The 18012-nt window shown below is 55.9% G+C and carries 16 protein-coding genes and 5 tRNA genes; 19 read left to right on the top strand and 2 right to left on the bottom strand.

The genetic code is table 11. The features are described from left to right. Positions 1-39 precede the first annotated feature (39 nt). The 19 genes from mltB to DAI21_RS09800 all read left to right on the top strand — a co-directional run bounded on the left by mltB (position 40) and on the right by DAI21_RS09800 (position 14708). Positions 40-1140, top strand: a complete 1101-nt coding sequence (gene mltB / locus DAI21_RS09710) for a lytic murein transglycosylase B (protein WP_181826754.1) — start codon at positions 40-42, stop codon at positions 1138-1140. Between the two features lie 295 nt (positions 1141-1435). Then, positions 1436-2089 (top strand): metal ABC transporter ATP-binding protein, encoded by a 654-nt coding sequence (locus tag DAI21_RS09715; protein ID WP_107702963.1) that lies wholly within the window; start codon positions 1436-1438, stop codon positions 2087-2089. Continuing rightward, complete coding sequence (locus DAI21_RS09720; protein ID WP_107702964.1) at positions 2086-2934, top strand: metal ABC transporter permease; 849 nt, start codon at positions 2086-2088, stop codon at positions 2932-2934. The genes DAI21_RS09715 and DAI21_RS09720 overlap by 4 nt, the downstream gene beginning before the upstream one ends. 14 nt (positions 2935-2948) lie before the next feature. Beyond that, positions 2949-3827, top strand: coding sequence for a metal ABC transporter substrate-binding protein (locus DAI21_RS09725; RefSeq protein WP_107702965.1), 879 nt, complete (start codon positions 2949-2951; stop codon positions 3825-3827). Positions 3828-3959: 132 nt separating this feature from the next. Continuing rightward, positions 3960-4457 carry a nicotinamide-nucleotide amidase gene (gene pncC / locus DAI21_RS09730; RefSeq protein ID WP_100780829.1) on the top strand — a complete coding sequence of 166 codons (498 nt, stop codon included), beginning with the start codon at positions 3960-3962 and terminating at the stop codon, positions 4455-4457. 83 nt (positions 4458-4540) lie between these two features. Beyond that, positions 4541-5599 carry a recombinase RecA gene (recA, locus tag DAI21_RS09735; RefSeq protein ID WP_100779179.1) on the top strand — a complete coding sequence of 353 codons (1059 nt, stop codon included), beginning with the start codon at positions 4541-4543 and terminating at the stop codon, positions 5597-5599. A 67-nt stretch (positions 5600-5666) separates the two neighbouring features. Beyond that, positions 5667-6167 carry a recombination regulator RecX gene (recX, locus tag DAI21_RS09740; RefSeq protein WP_107702966.1) on the top strand — a complete coding sequence of 167 codons (501 nt, stop codon included), beginning with the start codon at positions 5667-5669 and terminating at the stop codon, positions 6165-6167. Positions 6168-6298: 131 nt separating this feature from the next. Then, a complete protein-coding gene (alaS, locus tag DAI21_RS09745) occupies positions 6299-8926 on the top strand; it encodes an alanine--tRNA ligase (protein ID WP_102105415.1) in 2628 nt (875 codons plus the stop codon). A gap of 241 nt (positions 8927-9167) precedes the next feature. After that, positions 9168-9353, top strand: a complete 186-nt coding sequence (gene csrA / locus DAI21_RS09750; protein ID WP_000906486.1) for a carbon storage regulator CsrA — start codon at positions 9168-9170, stop codon at positions 9351-9353. A 342-nt stretch (positions 9354-9695) separates the two neighbouring features. Continuing rightward, positions 9696-9788, top strand: a tRNA-Ser gene (locus DAI21_RS09755). A gap of 4 nt (positions 9789-9792) precedes the next feature. Next, a tRNA-Arg gene (locus DAI21_RS09760) sits at positions 9793-9869 on the top strand. A 64-nt stretch (positions 9870-9933) separates the two neighbouring features. Continuing rightward, a tRNA-Arg gene (locus DAI21_RS09765) sits at positions 9934-10010 on the top strand. Positions 10011-10075: 65 nt separating this feature from the next. Then, a tRNA-Arg gene (locus DAI21_RS09770) sits at positions 10076-10152 on the top strand. Between the two features lie 66 nt (positions 10153-10218). Then, a tRNA-Arg gene (locus DAI21_RS09775) sits at positions 10219-10295 on the top strand. Between the two features lie 258 nt (positions 10296-10553). Next, the gene (gene yqaB, locus DAI21_RS09780; protein ID WP_100779182.1) at positions 10554-11120 is read left to right on the top strand and encodes a fructose-1-phosphate/6-phosphogluconate phosphatase; all 567 of its coding nucleotides are present in this window, start codon (positions 10554-10556) and stop codon (positions 11118-11120) included. After that, positions 11117-11545 carry a YqaA family protein gene (locus DAI21_RS09785; RefSeq protein WP_095283032.1) on the top strand — a complete coding sequence of 143 codons (429 nt, stop codon included), beginning with the start codon at positions 11117-11119 and terminating at the stop codon, positions 11543-11545. Before yqaB ends, DAI21_RS09785 begins: the two co-directional genes overlap by 4 nt. Before the next feature lie 85 nt (positions 11546-11630). Continuing rightward, a complete protein-coding gene (gene gshA, locus DAI21_RS09790; protein WP_107704237.1) occupies positions 11631-13175 on the top strand; it encodes a glutamate--cysteine ligase in 1545 nt (514 codons plus the stop codon). Positions 13176-13327: 152 nt separating this feature from the next. Beyond that, positions 13328-13843 carry an S-ribosylhomocysteine lyase gene (luxS, locus tag DAI21_RS09795; protein WP_107702967.1) on the top strand — a complete coding sequence of 172 codons (516 nt, stop codon included), beginning with the start codon at positions 13328-13330 and terminating at the stop codon, positions 13841-13843. A 100-nt stretch (positions 13844-13943) separates the two neighbouring features. Then, positions 13944-14708, top strand: a complete 765-nt coding sequence (locus DAI21_RS09800) for a helix-turn-helix domain-containing protein (RefSeq protein ID WP_107702968.1) — start codon at positions 13944-13946, stop codon at positions 14706-14708. Here DAI21_RS09800 and leuA read toward each other — a convergent pair. Both leuA and emrB read right to left on the bottom strand, forming a co-directional pair. Beyond that, positions 14705-16354 carry a 2-isopropylmalate synthase gene (gene leuA, locus DAI21_RS09805; protein ID WP_107702969.1) on the bottom strand — a complete coding sequence of 550 codons (1650 nt, stop codon included), beginning with the start codon at positions 16352-16354 and terminating at the stop codon, positions 14705-14707. The genes DAI21_RS09800 and leuA overlap by 4 nt on opposite strands. 111 nt (positions 16355-16465) lie before the next feature. Then, entirely contained in the window at positions 16466-18004 is a 1539-nt protein-coding gene (emrB, locus tag DAI21_RS09810; protein ID WP_100779186.1) for a multidrug efflux MFS transporter permease subunit EmrB, read from the bottom strand. Positions 18005-18012: the final 8 nt, after the last annotated feature.

Raw genomic sequence — 18012 nt, forward strand, 5'->3', positions numbered from 1 at the left:
CATACTTGCCACTTATCGAATTCGTTAAATGGATGTCTCATGGTCAAGCGTCGTTACGCAGCGCTCTTACCCGCGCTGATTATGCTTGCTGCCTGTAGCAGTAAGCCGAAAACAGAGGAAGTTCAACAGACGGCGGGCGCCCCATCGGGTGGTTTTCTCCTTGAGCCGCAGCACAACATGATGCAGATGGGCGGGGATTTCGCCAACAACGCGGCCGCCGAGCAGTTCATCGATAAAATGGTGAACAAACATGGTTTCAATAAACAGCAACTCCACGAGATCTTGTCTCAGGCGAAGCGTCTGGACTATGTGCTGCGTCTGATGGACCGCCAGGCACCGACGGCGCAAGTGCCGACCGGGCCAAACGGCGCGTGGCTGCGCTATCGCAAACAGTTTATTACCCCGGATAACGTGCAAAACGGCGTGGCGTTCTGGAATCAATACGAAGATGCGCTGACGCGCGCGTGGCAGGTGTACGGCGTACCGCCGGAAATAATCGTCGGGATTATCGGCGTGGAAACCCGCTGGGGCCGCGTGATGGGCAAAACCCGTATTCTCGATGCGCTGGCGACGCTCTCCTTTAACTATCCGCGTCGCGCGGAATACTTCCAGTCTGAACTGGAAACCTTCCTGCTGATGGCGCGTGACGAGCAGGACGATCCGCTCGATCTGAAAGGTTCCTTTGCGGGGGCGATGGGCTACGGCCAGTTTATGCCGTCCTCCTATAAAGAGTACGCCGTCGACTTTAACGGCGACGGGCATATCAACCTGTGGGATCCGGTGGATGCCATTGGCAGCGTGGCGAACTACTTCAAAGCGCACGGCTGGGTGAAGGGCGATCCGGTGGCGGTGCAGGCGAACGGCCAGGCGCCTGGGCTTGAGAATGGTTTCAAAACGAAATACAGCGTGTCGCAGCTGGCAGCGGCGGGTTTAACGCCGATGCAGCCGTTGGGTGATCATCAGACGGCCAGCCTGCTGCGTCTGGATATCGGCACTGGCTACCAATACTGGTACGGTTTGCCGAACTTCTACACCATCACCCGTTACAACCACAGCACGCACTACGCGATGGCGGTGTGGCAGCTGGGCCAGGCGGTTTCGCTGGCGCGCGTACCGGCGGCATCACCGTTTAGTCAGTAATCTTGCATTTTGCCGGGTAGCGGTTTCGTCTTACCCGGCCCGCACCCTCCACGAGTATTGCCCGTTAAGCGAATCGTCACCGGGCAACACTCGCTTTCGACAGAAACATTTCGCCACACTCCCACTCTTTTATTCGCGTTTACATCTGCATCGCATTTCATTATTGTTATGTTATAACATTTAATGGTGGTGCAACGATGTCTCTCTTCTCTCTTTCTGCGCTCAATCGCCTGTTACTCGCGGCGATTCTGATTGCGCTGATTGGCCTGGCGGTGCGCTGGGCGGTGGTTCTCCCATGATTGAACTGCAAAATCTGGTGGCAGGGTATGACCGCCAGCCCGTCACGCAGACGCTGAATGGCGTGATCGAACGCGGCAGTATGACGGCGATTGTCGGTGCGAACGGCTGCGGCAAATCGACACTCCTCAAAACCCTGGCGGGATTTATTCCGCCGGTTAGCGGGGGATTTCGCTGGCGCGAGAAACGCCCGACGATCGGCTGGCTGGCGCAGCGTCATATGCTGGAGGCGCAGTTCCCCCTGACGGTTCAGGACGTAGTGAGTATGGGTTGCTGGCCACAGATTTCGCTGCTGGCGGCTTTTCGACGCGAAACCCGTCTGAAAATCGCCCATGCCCTGGAGCGCGTCGGCCTGCAGGATCTTGCAGCCGCCACCATCGACGAGCTATCGGGCGGCCAGTTTCAGCGCATGTTGTTCGCCAGAGTGCTGGTGCAGGAGGCGCCGCTGGTGATGCTGGATGAGCCGTTCACGGGGGTCGATGAAGCTACCTGTAATGTGCTGATGGAATTGATGCTGGAAATGTATCTGAGCGGGCAAACGGTGCTGGCGGTGCTGCATGACAGCGAGCGTGTATCGCGCCATTTCCCGCAGACGTTGCGGCTGGATACGGCGGTACCCCACTGGGGCGCGGAGCGGGTGAGAGTCGCATGATCTGGCATATTTTCTTCCAGCCGTTTATCGAATACGGCTTTATGCGCCGCGCACTGGTGGTGTGCCTGGCGTTGTCCGTCAGCACCACAATGCTCGGTGTTTTTCTGTTGCTGCGGCGTATGAGTCTGATGGGCGATGCGCTGTCGCACGCCATTTTACCGGGCGTGGCGGTGGGGTATCTGGTCAATGGAATGTCTCTGCTGGCGATGAGTATCGGCGGGTTTCTCGCCGGGATCGTCGTGGCGCTGGTGGCAGGTTTAGTCAGCCGACGCACGCCCCTGAAAGAGGATGCCAGTTTCGCCGGGCTGTACCTGGGCTCACTGGCGCTGGGTGTGACCCTGGTTTCGCTGCGCGGTTCGAATGTCAATCTGTTGCATCTGCTTTTTGGCTCGATTCTGGCGGTGGATAACAGCGCGGCCCTGTTTGTCGCCGGTGTCTGCGCCCTGACCTTAATGCTGCTGGCCCTGTTTTACCGCGGGCTGGTCACGGAGGCGTTTGACATCGCGTGGCTGCAGGCCAACAAACGCTGGCTGCCCGCGCTACTCCACGGTTTATTCCTGGCGCTGTTGGTGCTGAATCTGGTCGCCGGATTCCAGGTCCTCGGCACGCTGATGGCGGTAGGGCTGATGATGCTGCCTGCTGTTGCCGCTCGCTGCTGGATGCGCACCTTACCGGGGCTTCTGCTGATGGCAGGCGTCAGCGGCGTGTTCTGCGCCTGGCTCGGATTGAGCCTGTCGTGGGCAGTGAGCCTCCCCGCCGGGCCTTCCATTGTGCTGACGGCCAGCGGCTGGTTCCTTATTTCGGTTTTATGTGGCTCGCGCAGCAGGCTGCGCGCGCATTTTTAACGCAAGGGGAAATGATGAAGAAGACAGGGGTAATGATGGCGCTTGCACTGGGGCTGTTGTCGCAAGGCGCGCTGGCAAAAACGCTGAACGTGGTAACCAGTTTTTCTATTTTGGGTGACATCACGCAAGAAGTGGGCGGCGACCATGTAAAAGTGACGACGCTGGTGAGGCCGGACGGCGATCCGCACACCTTCGAGCCGTCGCCAAAAGACAGCGCGGCGCTCAGCAAAGCGGACGTGGTGGTTGTGAATGGCCTTGGGCTGGAAGGGTGGCTGGATCGCCTGGTTAAAGCGTCAGGTTTTAAAGGCACGCTGGTCGTGGCATCAAAAGGGGTGGAAACCCATACGCTGGAGGAGGACGGCAAAACCGTGACCGATCCGCATGCCTGGAATAGCGCTGCGAATGGCGCGCTGTATGCTCAAAATATTCTGGCAGGGCTGGTCAGTGCCGATCCGGATGAGAAAGCGGCGCTGGAGGCCACGGGCAAACCCTATATTACGCAGCTGACACAGCTCGACGGATGGGCGAAATCGCGCTTCAGCCAGATCCCGCAGGAGAAGCGCAAAGTCCTCACCAGCCATGATGCCTTCGGCTATTTCAGCCGCGCTTACGGCGTGACATTTATGGCCCCGCAAGGCCTTTCCTCTGAGAGCGAAGCCAGCGCCGCACAGGTGGCGGAGATCATCAACCAGATTAAAGCCGATGGCGTCAAAACCTGGTTTATGGAGAACCAGCTCGATCCGCGTCTGGTGAAGCAGATTGCCAGCGCGACGGGCGCGCAGCCGGGTGGAGAGCTTTATCCCGAAGCGCTTTCCGCCAAAGGCGGCGTGGCGGATACTTACGTGAATGCGTTTCGCCACAACGTCAATACCCTCGCCGACAGCATGAAATAATCAGCCTTTCCACGCCGATGCGACCGCATCGGCTTTTTTCTGAAGCCTCCTCGTAAAACCGGAACCTCATCCCCATATCCCATGAGAAAGTGCTATCTTGTGCTGCATGTTTTTCAGGAGCCTAAAGCGATGATGACTGACCATGAATTGATGCAGCTGAGCGAAGTTGTGGGCCTGGCGTTGAAGCAGCGCGGCGCGACGCTGACGACGGCTGAATCCTGCACCGGCGGCTGGGTGGCAAAAGTGATTACGGATATTGCGGGAAGCTCCGCCTGGTTCGAACGCAGTTTTGTGACCTACAGTAACGAAGCCAAAGCGCAGATGATTGGCGTGCGCGAATCGACGCTGGAACAGCATGGCGCTGTCAGCGAACCGGTGGTGGTGGAAATGGCGATTGGCGCGCTCAAAGCGGCGCGTGCGGACTACGCGATCGCCATCAGCGGTATTGCCGGGCCGGACGGTGGCAGTGATGTCAAACCTGTGGGCACCGTCTGGTTTGGTTTTGCCACTTCCCAGGGGCAGGGCCTCACCTTCCGCGAATGCTTCAGCGGTGATCGTGAAAGCGTGCGCCGACAGGCGACGGAATATGCGTTAAAAATGCTCTGGCAACAATTTCTACAAAACACTTGATACTGTATGACCATACAGTATAATTGCACCAACAGAACAGAATTCACTATCCGGCGCACATCCCCGGCATGACAGGAGTAATAATGGCTATCGACGAAAACAAACAGAAAGCGTTGGCGGCAGCACTCGGCCAGATTGAAAAACAATTTGGTAAAGGCTCCATCATGCGCCTGGGTGAAGACCGTTCCATGGACGTGGAAACCATCTCCACCGGTTCGCTTTCTCTGGATATCGCACTGGGTGCGGGCGGCCTGCCAATGGGCCGTATCGTAGAAATCTACGGCCCGGAATCTTCAGGTAAAACGACCCTGACGCTGCAGGTCATTGCAGCCGCACAGCGCGAAGGTAAAACCTGTGCGTTCATCGACGCCGAACACGCGCTGGACCCAGTCTATGCACGTAAACTGGGCGTTGATATCGACAACCTGCTCTGCTCTCAGCCAGATACGGGTGAGCAGGCACTGGAAATCTGTGACGCCCTGGCGCGTTCAGGTGCTGTAGATGTACTGGTTGTCGACTCCGTTGCTGCGCTGACGCCAAAAGCGGAAATCGAAGGCGAAATCGGCGACTCTCACATGGGCCTCGCGGCACGTATGATGAGCCAGGCGATGCGTAAACTGGCTGGTAACCTGAAGCAATCCAATACGCTTCTGATTTTCATCAACCAGATCCGTATGAAGATTGGCGTCATGTTCGGTAACCCGGAAACCACTACCGGTGGTAACGCGCTGAAGTTCTACGCCTCTGTCCGTCTGGATATCCGCCGTATCGGTGCGGTGAAAGAGGGCGATAACGTCGTTGGTAGCGAAACCCGCGTGAAGGTCGTGAAGAACAAAATCGCTGCGCCGTTCAAGCAGGCTGAGTTCCAGATCCTCTACGGCGAAGGCATCAACTTCTTCGGCGAGCTGGTGGATCTGGGCGTGAAAGAGAAGCTGATTGAAAAAGCGGGCGCCTGGTACAGCTACAACGGCGACAAAATTGGTCAGGGCAAAGCAAACGCAATCTCCTGGCTGAAAGAAAACCCGGCGGCAGCGAAAGAAATTGAGAAGAAAGTGCGCGAACTGCTTCTCAACAACCAGGACTCTAAGCCTGACTTCGTTGTCGATAGCGCTGATGCTGAAGAAACCAAAGAAGATTTCTAATCTCTTCGTCTAAAAACAAGGGCTGCGATTGCGGCCCTTTTTGCATTTATAAAACAGCTGGTTTGTTATGAGTGAAAACACCTCGCGCCGCCCTGCCTACGCCCGTTTACTGGATCGAGCTGTGCGCATTCTTGCAGTACGCGATAACAGCGAGCAAGAGCTGCGCCGCAAACTCTCCGCGCCCGTGATGGGAAAAAACGGCCCGGAAGCAATCGACGCTACGGCAGAAGATTATGATCGCGTCATTGCCTGGTGCTATGAATACCGCTATCTCGATGACAGTCGTTTTGTCACGCGCTTCATCGCCAGCCGGAGCCGCAAGGGTTATGGCCCGGCAAGGATCCGTCAGGAGCTAAACCAAAAAGGTATCGCGCGTGCGGCCATCGATGAGGCCATGCGTGAGTGCGACATTGACTGGTGTGAGTTGGCCCGCGAGCAGGCGATTCGTAAATACGGTGAACCCCTGCCGCGTGAATTTTCAGAAAAAGTTAAAATCCAACGATTTTTGTTGTACCGCGGCTTCCTGATGGAAGATATTCAGGATATATGGCGTAATTTTGCCGATTGAGCGCATGCGGGATTTTACTTCCCTTGCAAGAAAACTTATCTTATTCCCACTTTTTCCAGTAGTCAGTCCGTCCAGGCATCAACAGAGACAGGCTGGCTGCGACATTTCGTTAGCTTGATTTCAGGATAATTATGAGCAAGAGCACCGCTGAGATCCGTCAGGCGTTTCTCGACTTTTTCCATAGTAAGGGACACCAGGTTGTTGCCAGCAGCTCCCTGGTACCGAACAATGACCCGACTCTTCTGTTTACCAACGCCGGGATGAACCAGTTCAAGGATGTTTTCCTTGGTCTCGACAAGCGTAATTATTCCCGCGCCACAACGTCACAGCGTTGCGTGCGTGCGGGCGGTAAACACAACGATCTGGAAAACGTCGGTTACACCGCACGTCACCATACTTTCTTCGAGATGCTGGGTAACTTCAGCTTCGGCGACTACTTTAAACACGATGCCATTCAATACGCGTGGGAACTGCTGACCGGTGAAAACTGGTTCAACCTGCCGAAAGAGCGTCTGTGGGTGACCGTCTACGAAACCGATGATGAAGCTTACGAAATCTGGGAAAAAGAAGTCGGTATCCCGCGTGAGCGCATTATTCGCATCGGCGATAACAAGGGCGCGCCATACGCGTCTGACAACTTCTGGCAGATGGGTGACACCGGTCCATGCGGCCCTTGTACCGAGATCTTCTACGATCACGGCGACCACATCTGGGGTGGACCTCCGGGCACCGCAGAAGAAGACGGCGATCGCTACATTGAGATCTGGAACATCGTCTTCATGCAGTTCAACCGTCAGGTTGACGGCACCATGGAGCCACTGCCGAAGCCATCCGTAGATACCGGTATGGGTCTGGAGCGTATCGCCGCGGTTCTGCAGCACGTGAACTCCAACTACGACATCGATCTGTTCAGCACCCTGATTAAATCCGTGGCTGAAGTGACCGGTGCGACCGATCTGAGCAACAAATCTCTGCGCGTCATTGCAGACCACATTCGTTCCTGTGCCTTCCTGATTGCTGACGGCGTTATCCCGTCGAATGAAAACCGTGGCTACGTGCTGCGTCGTATCATTCGTCGTGCGATCCGTCACGGCAACATGCTGGGCGCGAAGGACACCTTCTTCTATAAACTGGTGGGGCCACTGATTGGCGTCATGGGTGCGGCGGGCGACGAACTGAAACGCCAGCAGGCGCAGGTTGAGCAGGTGCTGAAAACCGAAGAAGAGCAGTTTGCGCGTACCCTTGAGCGCGGTCTGGCGCTGCTTGACGAAGAACTCTCTAAACTGTCCGGCGATACGCTGGATGGCGACACCGCATTCCGTCTGTACGATACCTACGGCTTCCCGGTCGATCTGACTGCTGACGTCTGCCGTGAACGTAATATTAAAGTCGACGAAGCGGGCTTTGAAGCCGCAATGGAAGAGCAGCGCCGCCGTGCGCGTGAATCCAGCGGTTTCGGCGCAGACTACAACGCGATGATTCGCGTCGATAGCGCTTCTGAATTCCAGGGCTACGACCATCTGGAACTGACCGGTAAAGTGACCGCACTGTTTGTTGACGGCAAAGCCGTGGACAGCATCAGCGCAGGCCAGGATGCGGTTGTCGTTCTGGATAAAACGCCGTTCTACGCGGAGTCTGGCGGCCAGGTGGGCGATAAAGGTGAGCTAAAAGGTAGCGATTTTGCCTTCACCGTCACTGACACCCAGAAATACGGCCAGGCAATTGGTCACGTCGGCAAACTGGCTTCAGGTTCCCTGAAAGTCGGCGCTGGCGTGAAAGCCGAAGTGGATGAAGCTCGCCGCGCGCGCATTCGTCTGAACCACTCTGCAACGCACCTGATGCATGCCGCCCTGCGCGATGTGCTGGGTACGCACGTTGCTCAGAAAGGTTCTCTGGTGAATGACAAAGTGCTGCGCTTTGACTTCTCGCATTTCGAAGCGATGAAACCGTCCGAAATCCGCGCGGTGGAAGATATGGTCAACGCCCAGATTCGCCGTAACCTGCCAATCGAGACCCACATCATGGATCTCGAAGCAGCGAAAGCGAAAGGGGCGATGGCGTTGTTCGGCGAGAAATACGACGAGCGCGTTCGCGTCCTGAGCATGGGTGATTTCTCCACCGAACTGTGCGGCGGTACTCACGCCTCACGTACGGGTGATATCGGCCTGTTCCGTATCCTGTCTGAATCAGGCACTGCCGCTGGCGTACGTCGTATCGAAGCCGTGACCGGTGAAGGTGCGATCGCCAGCCTGCATGCTGAAAGCGACCAACTGCACGACATTGCCCAGTTGCTTAAAGGTGACAGCCACAATCTGGGTGAGAAAGTACGTAGCGCGCTGGAACGTACTCGTCAGCTGGAAAAAGAGCTGCAGCAGTTGAAAGAACAGGCTGCGGTGCAGGAGAGCGCAAATCTCTCCAGCAAAGCGGTTGAAATTAAAGGTGTTAAACTGCTAGTCAGCGAACTGGCAGGCGTTGAACCTAAGATGCTTCGTACCATGGTTGATGATCTCAAGAACCAGCTCGGTTCAACGGTTATCGTTCTGGCGACAGCGGCTGAAGGTAAGGTTTCTCTGATTGCGGGCGTCTCTAAGGATGTGACTGACCGCGTGAAAGCAGGGGAACTGATTGGTATGGTCGCTCAGCAAGTGGGTGGCAAAGGTGGTGGTCGTCCCGACATGGCACAAGCCGGTGGTACGGATGTGTCAGCACTTCCAGCAGCATTGGCCAGCGTTGAAAGCTGGGTAAGCGCTAAACTGTAATAATTACAAAGCGTAAAAAAACGCCATAACCTCACCGTTATGGCGTTTTTATCACTACGCTATCGCTAACGATAAAGTCAGGTTGAGTTTGTGTATATCGGCTAAACTTACGTTTAACAGAATGTGATGCCGTGACTGCTTACACATTACGTGTTTGTCATCGCTTACTTTTTGGCGTTATATGATGGATAATGCCGGGATACAAGAGACCCGACTCTTTTAATCTTTCAAGGAGCAAAGAATGCTGATTCTGACTCGTCGAGTTGGTGAGACCCTCATGATTGGGGATGAGGTCACCGTGACAGTTTTAGGGGTGAAGGGTAACCAGGTACGTATTGGTGTGAACGCCCCTAAAGAAGTCTCTGTCCATCGTGAAGAGATCTACCAGCGTATCCAGGCTGAAAAATCCCAGCAGTCCAGTTACTGATATTATCGCGTCTCGCCGCCCGGCGAGACGCAACGCTCTCGATATTCTTCCTGCATAAAGTTACCGTTCGATTTCATTCCTTCCGTTTTTTGTCTCTCTCAAACCCTTATCTCGCTCAAAGACCGCAATTTTGCCCGAGGATTTCTGTGCTGATGCCCGCAAAATCCGTTTATAAAACACCCTCTTTGCGGCTTTTACATGCGAATTGAGTGTGATTTGTGCAAACGATAAAAGCTTGTGGAAAATTGTTTGACTTATAAGTCCCAGAAAGTAATATATGCGCCACGCAGCGACGAGAAGCTCTTAACGAGTTACTCGAAGCACTCGAAAGAGGCGTTGTGTGGTGAGGTGGCCGAGAGGCTGAAGGCGCTCCCCTGCTAAGGGAGTATGCGGTCAAAAGCTGCATCCGGGGTTCGAATCCCCGCCTCACCGCCATTTTGCATCCGTAGCTCAGCTGGATAGAGTACTCGGCTACGAACCGAGCGGTCGGAGGTTCGAATCCTCCCGGATGCACCATCATTCTCAGTGTTGCGGCTTGTTGAGTGACATTGAATCAGCAGTAAAAGCAGTACCCCCTGATGCATCCGTAGCTCAGCTGGATAGAGTACTCGGCTACGAACCGAGCGGTCGGAGGTTCGAATCCTCCCGGATGCACCATCTATTACTTCATATTGCTTTAGAAGTGATATGACGTATCAAGCAGTAAAATAGTAAATCCCGATGCATCCGTAGCTCAGCTGGATAGAGTACTCGGCTACGAACCGAGCGGTCGGAGGTTCGAATCCTCCCGGATGCACCATCTATTACTTCATATTGCTTTAGAAGTGATATGACGTATCAAGCAGTAAAAGCAGTACACCCTGATGCATCCGTAGCTCAGCTGGATAGAGTACTCGGCTACGAACCGAGCGGTCGGAGGTTCGAATCCTCCCGGATGCACCATATTCTCCGAGATAGCAGCCACGCTGTTGTTTCAAGGTCTGCGAGATGCTCGCGAGTACCAGGGAGGATAACGTTGCTTTAGCAACGGCCCGTCGGGTGAGGCGCAGCCGAGTAATCCTCCCGGATGCACCATTTCTCCTCAGTATCTCCCCCACAGTTCAATTACTCACCATCCCCTTTGTATTACAACCAGAATCAGCGACAAAAATCCTCGTTTACGATAAAGTAATGTCTTGTTAATCGTTTGGCGAGAGCACGATGTACGCACAGTATGACGGTCTGATCTTCGACATGGATGGCACCATCCTGGATACCGAACCCACACACCGTAAAGCCTGGAATGACGTTCTGGGTCGTTATGGCATGACGTTCGACTTACAGGCGATGGTTGCGCTGAATGGCTCACCCACCTGGCGAATCGCTCAGGCCGTGATTGAGCTAAACCACGCCGATCTCGACCCCCATCTGCTGGCCCGTGAAAAAACCGATGCCGTCAAAGCCATGCTTTTAGACACCGTTCGTCCGCTTCCGCTAATTGACGTTGTCAAAGAGTGGCACGGTCGTCGTCCGATGTCCGTTGGCACGGGAAGTGAAAGTGCTGTTGCGGAAGCGCTGCTCAATCATCTGGGCTTGCGTCACTATTTCTCAGCGGTTGTCGCCGCCGATCATGTTCAAAACCACAAACCCGCTCCGGACACCTTTCTGCTTTGCGCGGAACTGATGGGCGTTCCGGCGCATAAGTGCGTGGTGTTTGAGGATGCAGACTTTGGCATTCAGGCCGCGCGTGACGCCGGAATGGATGCTGTGGATGTTCGCCTGCTGTGAGTGACCTGCTGTCACTCGCCTCTTTATTTGCCAGCAGTTTTTTAAGTGCCACACTCTTACCGGGTAATTCGGAAGTTGTGCTGGTCGCGATGCTGTTATCTGGTGTGAGTCAGCCCTGGCTGTTGGTAGTAATAGCAACAATGGGTAATAGCCTTGGAGGGCTGACTAACGTTATTCTTGGGCGTTTCTTTCCGCTGCGTAAAACATCACGCTGGCAGGAAAAGGCAGCAGGCTGGCTTAAACGCTATGGTGCTGCCACGCTTTTACTAAGCTGGATGCCTGTTATAGGCGATTTACTGTGTCTGCTGGCGGGATGGATGCGCATCTCCTGGGGACCAGTGCTCTTTTTTTTATGCCTTGGCAAGGCGTTGCGCTATGTCCTCGTGGCACTGGCAACCCTGCAGGGCATGACGTGGTGGCACTAATTGGTGGAATGAAAAAGCGACCTTCAATCGTCAACCATTACAATTTATGCTGGATAACTCTTATTTTGACAGGCGGGAGGTCAATTTGATCCCGGACGTATCACAGGCGCTGGCCTGGCTGGAAAAACACCCTCAGGCCCTGAAGGGGATTCAGCGTGGGCTTGAGCGCGAAACACTGCGCGTGAATGAAGATGGCAGTCTGGCAACAACCGGCCATCCGAAAGAGCTAGGCTCTGCGCTGACACATAAATGGATCACCACCGACTTCGCCGAAGCGCTGCTTGAGTTCATTACGCCCGTCGATGGCGACATTGACCACATGCTGACTCTGATGCGTGACGTTCACCGCTTTACCGCCCGTCATTTGGGCGATGAGCGCATGTGGCCGCTGAGCATGCCGTGTTATATCGAGCAGGGGCAGGATATTGAGCTGGCGCAATACGGCACCTCGAACATTGGCCGTCTGAAAACGCTCTATCGCGAAGGTCTGAAAAACCGCTACGGCGCGCTAATGCAGACCATCTCCGGCGTGCATTACAACTTCTCGCTGCCGATGGCGTTCTGGCAGGCGAAGTGCGGCGAAACGGATAAAGAGGCGATCTCGGCGGGGTATTTCCGTCTGATCCGCAACTACTACCGCTTTGGCTGGGTGATTCCGTACCTGTTCGGTGCCTCACCGGCGATTTGCTCCTCGTTCTTGCAGGGCAAACCGACCACACTGCCGTTTGAGAAGACCGATTGCGGCATGTATTACCTGCCGTACGCCACCTCTCTGCGCCTGAGTGACCTTGGTTATACCAATAAGTCGCAAAGCAATCTCGGAATTACGTTTAACGAATTGCACGAATATGTGGCAGGCTTGAAGCGAGCGATCAAAACACCGTCGGAAGAGTACGAGAAAATCGGCCTTGAGAAAGACGGTAAGCGCCTGCAGATCAACAGCAATGTGCTGCAGATTGAAAACGAGCTGTACGCACCGATCCGCCCGAAACGCGTTACGCGTAGCGGCGAAGCGCCGTCAGATGCGCTGGAGCGCGGCGGCATTGAGTACATTGAAGTGCGCTCGCTGGACATCAACCCGTTCTCGCCTATTGGCGTCGACGAGCAGCAGGTGCGTTTCCTGGATCTGTTTATGGTCTGGTGCGTACTCGCGGATGCGCCAGAGATGAGTTCTGATGAACTGCTCTGTACGCGCACCAACTGGAATCGTGTGATCCTGGAAGGGCGCAAGCCTGGCCTGACGCTGGGTATCGGCTGTGAAACGGCGCAATTCCCGCTGGCGAAAGTCGGCAAAGATCTGTTCCGCGATCTCAAACGTGTAGCGCAGACGATGGACAGCGTTTACGGCGGCGAGGAGTATCAAAAGGTGTGCGATCAGCTGGTCGAATCGTTTGATAACCCGGAACTGACGTTCTCAGCGCGCATTCTGCGTTCTATGATTGATCAAGGTATCGGTGGAACCGGCCGTTCGCTTGCCGCACAGTATCGCGACATGCTGCAGCAGGAGCCGCTGGAAGTTTTAAGCGAAGAGGATTTCGTGGCGGAGCGTGAGGCATCGGTGGTGCGTCAGCGTGAAATCGAAGCTGCGGATACCGAGTCGTTTGAAGAGTTTCTGGCGAAGAACGCCTGACAGAAAAGAAAAAGGCCACATCGCTGTGGCCAAAATATACATCTCTGAAATCAGGGATGATGATAACAAATGCGCGTCTTTCATATACTCAGACGCGCAGTGGAAGAAAGAGTTCATTTTATTTTAAAAATAATCACTATCGGAGGTGACGTATGCCGTTATTAGATAGCTTCACTGTCGACCATACCCGTATGGAAGCACCTGCAGTACGTGTTGCGAAAACCATGCATACCCCGCACGGCGACACAATCACCGTATTCGACCTGCGTTTCTGCGTGCCGAACAAAGAAGTGATGCCAGAAAAAGGCATTCACACTCTGGAGCACCTGTTCGCCGGTTTCATGCGCGATCACCTGAACGGCAACGGCGTGGAAATCATCGACATCTCTCCAATGGGCTGTCGTACCGGTTTCTACATGAGCCTGATTGGCCAGCCAGATGAAACGCGCGTGGCAAATGCCTGGAAAGCGGCGATGGCCGACGTGCTGAAAGTGAAAGAGCAGAACCAGATCCCTGAGCTGAACATCTACCAGTGCGGCACTTATCAGATGCACTCTCTGGAAGAAGCGCAGGAAATCGCGCGTCACATCATCGATCGTGACGTTCGCGTGAACAGCAATGAAGAGCTGGCGCTGCCGAAAGAAACTCTGCAGGAACTGCACATCTAGCATGATGCCCGCAGATGCCCGGTGGCGCTGTGTCTACCAGGCCTACCGAAATATCGACAGGTAGGCCGGATACGGCGCAGCTGCCATCCGGCAAGACCCTATGACGACAACCTCAACCTTCTCCTTTACCCATCGCCCGTTGGTTCCTTTCGCCCATGACTATCAGCACGGCGACAGCGAGCCGTGGCATCAGCACGATTGTGCCCAGCTGTTGCACAGCCTGAGTGGCGTAGTGCGGGTCGATACCAAGGCAGGCTGCTGGGTGGTCCCGCCGGGGCGTGGCGTCTGGCTGCCCGCCGGAACACAGCATGCCATCCGTATCACCGGTAAGGTGGCGGCACGCACGCTGTTTATCGATCCCCTGGCCCGCGCCGATCTCCCCGCTTCGTGCCAGATCGTACAGATCTCCCCATTACTGCGTGAACTGATCGTCAGCGCATTCGATCTGCCTGAATCGTATTCTCCCGGTAGCCGCGACGAGCGCGTTTATGAGTTGATCCTCGACGAAATCCGCCTGATGCCGGTGCTGCCATTCTGTTTGCCTGAACCGGAGACGGACACGCTGCGCCAGCTCTGTCAGCAAATCCGCCGCGCGCCAGAGAATAACTGGAGCAGCGCGCAGGCCGCCAGCCTCACCAGCATGAGCGAACGTACCCTGAACCGCCATTTTCAGCAGCAGACCGGGTTGAGCTACGGGGAATGGACGCGGCGGGCGCGCCTGCTGGAAGCGCTGGTGCGTCTGGCGCAGGGCCAGCCGGTGCTGCGCGTGGCGCTCGATCTGGGCTACGGCAGCCACAGCGCGTTCACGGCGATGTTCCGCCGGGTGATAGGGATCTCACCCAGCGACTATTTCAAAGACGCTTAACCGACCGCGTTTAACAGCGCCTGAAGCGAGGCGCGCGCCACGTCGTTATCGATGCCCACACCCCAGCGGCTACTGCCATCCTGAAACAGACAGCGAATATAGGCCACCGAGCGGCTATCGCTGCGCTCGCCCAGCGAGTGTTCGTGATAATCCTTAATCACAAACGGCGCACTCAGCCAGAGACGCATCCCGCTGGCCGCCGCCGATAACAGACCGTTGCCCTGGCCCTCAAGCTGGCGCGTCCCGCCATCTACGGCGACAGTGGCGGTTAAGCGCAGCTGCCCGTCCTGCTGACTCTCACTGCGGTAGCTTTGCAGGGCAAAATGGGGCGTTGCCACCAGGCCGTAACGCGCCCGAAAAAGCTGCCACAGCGCGTTTTGTGTCATCTCTTTGCCGTGGCTGTCTGTTTCCTGCTGTACGTGCTGGCTGAAATCTTGCTGCAGGGCGCGGGGCAGTTTGAGTCCGTGATTTTGCTCAATCAGCCATGCGCTGCCGCTTTTCCCCGACTGGCTGTTGACGCGAATAACCGCCTCGTAGGAACAGCCGATATCCTGCGGATCGACCGGCAGATAGGGCATCTCCCAGCGTTCATGCGGTTTACGGGCATCGAAGCCTTTTTTGATCGCATCCTGATGGGAGCCGGAAAAGGCGGTATACGCCAGACGCCCAGCCCATGGATGGCGCGGATGAACGGGCAGCTGATTGCAGCTCTCCACCACCTCGACGACCTGGGTCATGTTGCTGAAATCGAGGTGAGGGCTAACACCCTGGCTGTATAAATTCATCGCCAGCGTGACCAGACAGACATTCCCCGTGCGTTCGCCGTTGCCAAACAGACAGCCCTCCACGCGATCGGCCCCTGCCATCACCGCCAGTTCTGCGCTTGCCACGCCCGTGCCGCGATCGTTATGCGGGTGAACGCTAATGCACACATCGCGGCGGCGGCTAAAGTGGCGGCAAAAATACTCAATCTGATCGGCGTAGACGTTCGGCGTGCTGACTTCCACGGTTGCTGGCAGATTGATGATCATCGGCCTTTGCGCGCACGGCTGCCAGATCTCCGCAACGGCTTCACAAATCTCCAGCGCAAATTCCGGCTCGGTAAAGCAGAAGGTCTCCGGGGAGTATTCGTATTGCCAGTGTGTCTGCGGGTTTTCCTCGCACAAGGTGCGGATCTGGCGCGTTGAGCGCACGGCCAGTGCAATAATCTGAGCTTTATCCATGCCAAACACCAGGCGGCGGAACAGGGGCGCGGTGGCGTTATACAGATGAATCGTTGCCTGTTTTGCCCCGCGTAAGGATTCGAAAGTGCGGGTTATCAACTCTTCCCGCGCCTGGGTGAGCACCTGAATAGTGACATCATCGGGAATGCGGTTCTCTTCAATCAGCTGGCGGACAAAATTGAAATCGGTCTGCGAGGCGGAGGGGAAGGCGACTTCAATCTCCTTAAAACCACAGCCGAGGAGCAAATCCCAGAACTGCAGTTTACGCGCGCTGTCCATCGGTTCAGCCAGCGCCTGATTGCCATCGCGTAAATCGGTGGAGAGCCAGCGCGGTGCCTGGGTGATGCGTTGCTCCGGCCAGCGACGGTCGGGCAGGGAGACAGGCGTATAGGGTTGGTATTTTTGTGCGGGGTTTTTCAGCATGATGCGCTCCTGTTGTCTTTTCACTATCGTGAAGCGATTTCAGGAGCGCTGCTTTATCAGGACTGACAGAAGCTGTAGAGAAATGGACAACTTTCCCGGCGAAGCGGCGCGTTAGTGCGCGCCACCGCCGCCACCGCCCGCGCCGAACGGCGGTTTGGCAAACCAGATCAACCCCAGCAACAGAATGAAAATACCCGCAGAAATCCAGAAGATTTCGTTGGCAGAGATAATCAATCCCTGGTTGGTGATCTGCTGGGCAATCCAGCCAGACGCCTGCTGCTCCGTCATCCCCATACTTTGCAACTCGGAGTACATCTGCTGGGCGTTCGGGTTAAACGGGTTCACCGATTCCGTCAGCTGCGCATGGTGCAGCGACTCGCGGTTAGTCCACAGGGTCGTGGTGATAGACGTCCCGATGGAGCCTGCCAGCGTACGGGTGAAGTTCGACAGGCTCGATGCCGCCGCCATCCGTTCCGGCGGTAAGCCAGAGAGCGTGATGGTGGTGAGTGGCATAAAGAAGCACGCCACGGCGAAGCCCTGAATAAACTGCGGCCACGCGGACGCGCCAAAGTCCATTCCCGGTTCGAAGGTGTACGCACGCCAGTAGAAGCACACCGCATACATAATAAAGCTGAAGGTCACCAGTCGACGCATGTCGAGCTTATGGGCAAAGCGGCCAATAATCGGCGACAGCAGGACCGGAATCAAACCGACCGGTGCCGAAGCCAGACCCGCCCAGGTTGCCGTGTAGCCGTATACCTCCTGCAACAGCTGCGGCAGCAGAACAATCGCGCCGAAATAGAGCATATAGGCGAGACTGATACACAGGCAGCCGATGGTGAAGTTTCGCGACTTAAAGAGCGACAGATCGACTATCGGGTTATCGTCCGTCAGCTCCCAGACAATCAGGAAGCTGATTGCCACCACGGCGACCACGGTAAGGACAATGATCTCCTGCGACGCAAACCAGTCCAGCTCTTTACCCCGGTCCAGCATGATCTGCAGGCTGCCGATCCCTAACACCAGCAGTGCCAGGCCCACGCCGTCGATTCGCCGCTGCTCGGTTTTGGTTTCCCGACCGCGCAGGGATTGCAGCGTCATCAGCACCACTAACGCACCGATTGGCACGTTGATGAAGAAGATCCAGCCCCAGTGGTAGTTGTCGCTGATATACCCACCGAGGATCGGGCCACAGATCGGCGCGACGATCACGGTCATCGACCACAGCGCCAGAGCGATTGAGCGCTTGGCGGGCGGGTAGTTATTCAGCAGCAAGCTTTGGGAGAGCGGGATTAACGGCCCGGCGACAATCCCCTGAATCACACGGAAGAAGATCAGCATGGTCAGGCTGTTGGACATGCCGCACGCCCAGGAGGCGATGACGAACAACACCGTTGACCACAGGAACAGTCGAACTTCCCCGACGCGTTTCGCAAGCCACCCGGTAATCGGAATGGAGATCGCATTCGCGACCCCAAACGAGGTGATCACCCAGGTCCCCTGGCTCAGAGACGAGCCAAGGTTACCGGCGATGGTCGGGATCGCCACGTTTGCGATGGTGGAGTCCAGCACCTGCATGAATGTCGCCAGCGACAGCGCAATGGTCATAATGACCAGCTGCGCCCCCTCCAGCGGTTTTTGCTGTTGCATACCGCTCA

It is taken from the genome of Lelliottia sp. WB101, from assembly GCF_003051885.1.
Classification (GTDB): domain Bacteria; phylum Pseudomonadota; class Gammaproteobacteria; order Enterobacterales; family Enterobacteriaceae; genus Enterobacter; species Enterobacter nimipressuralis.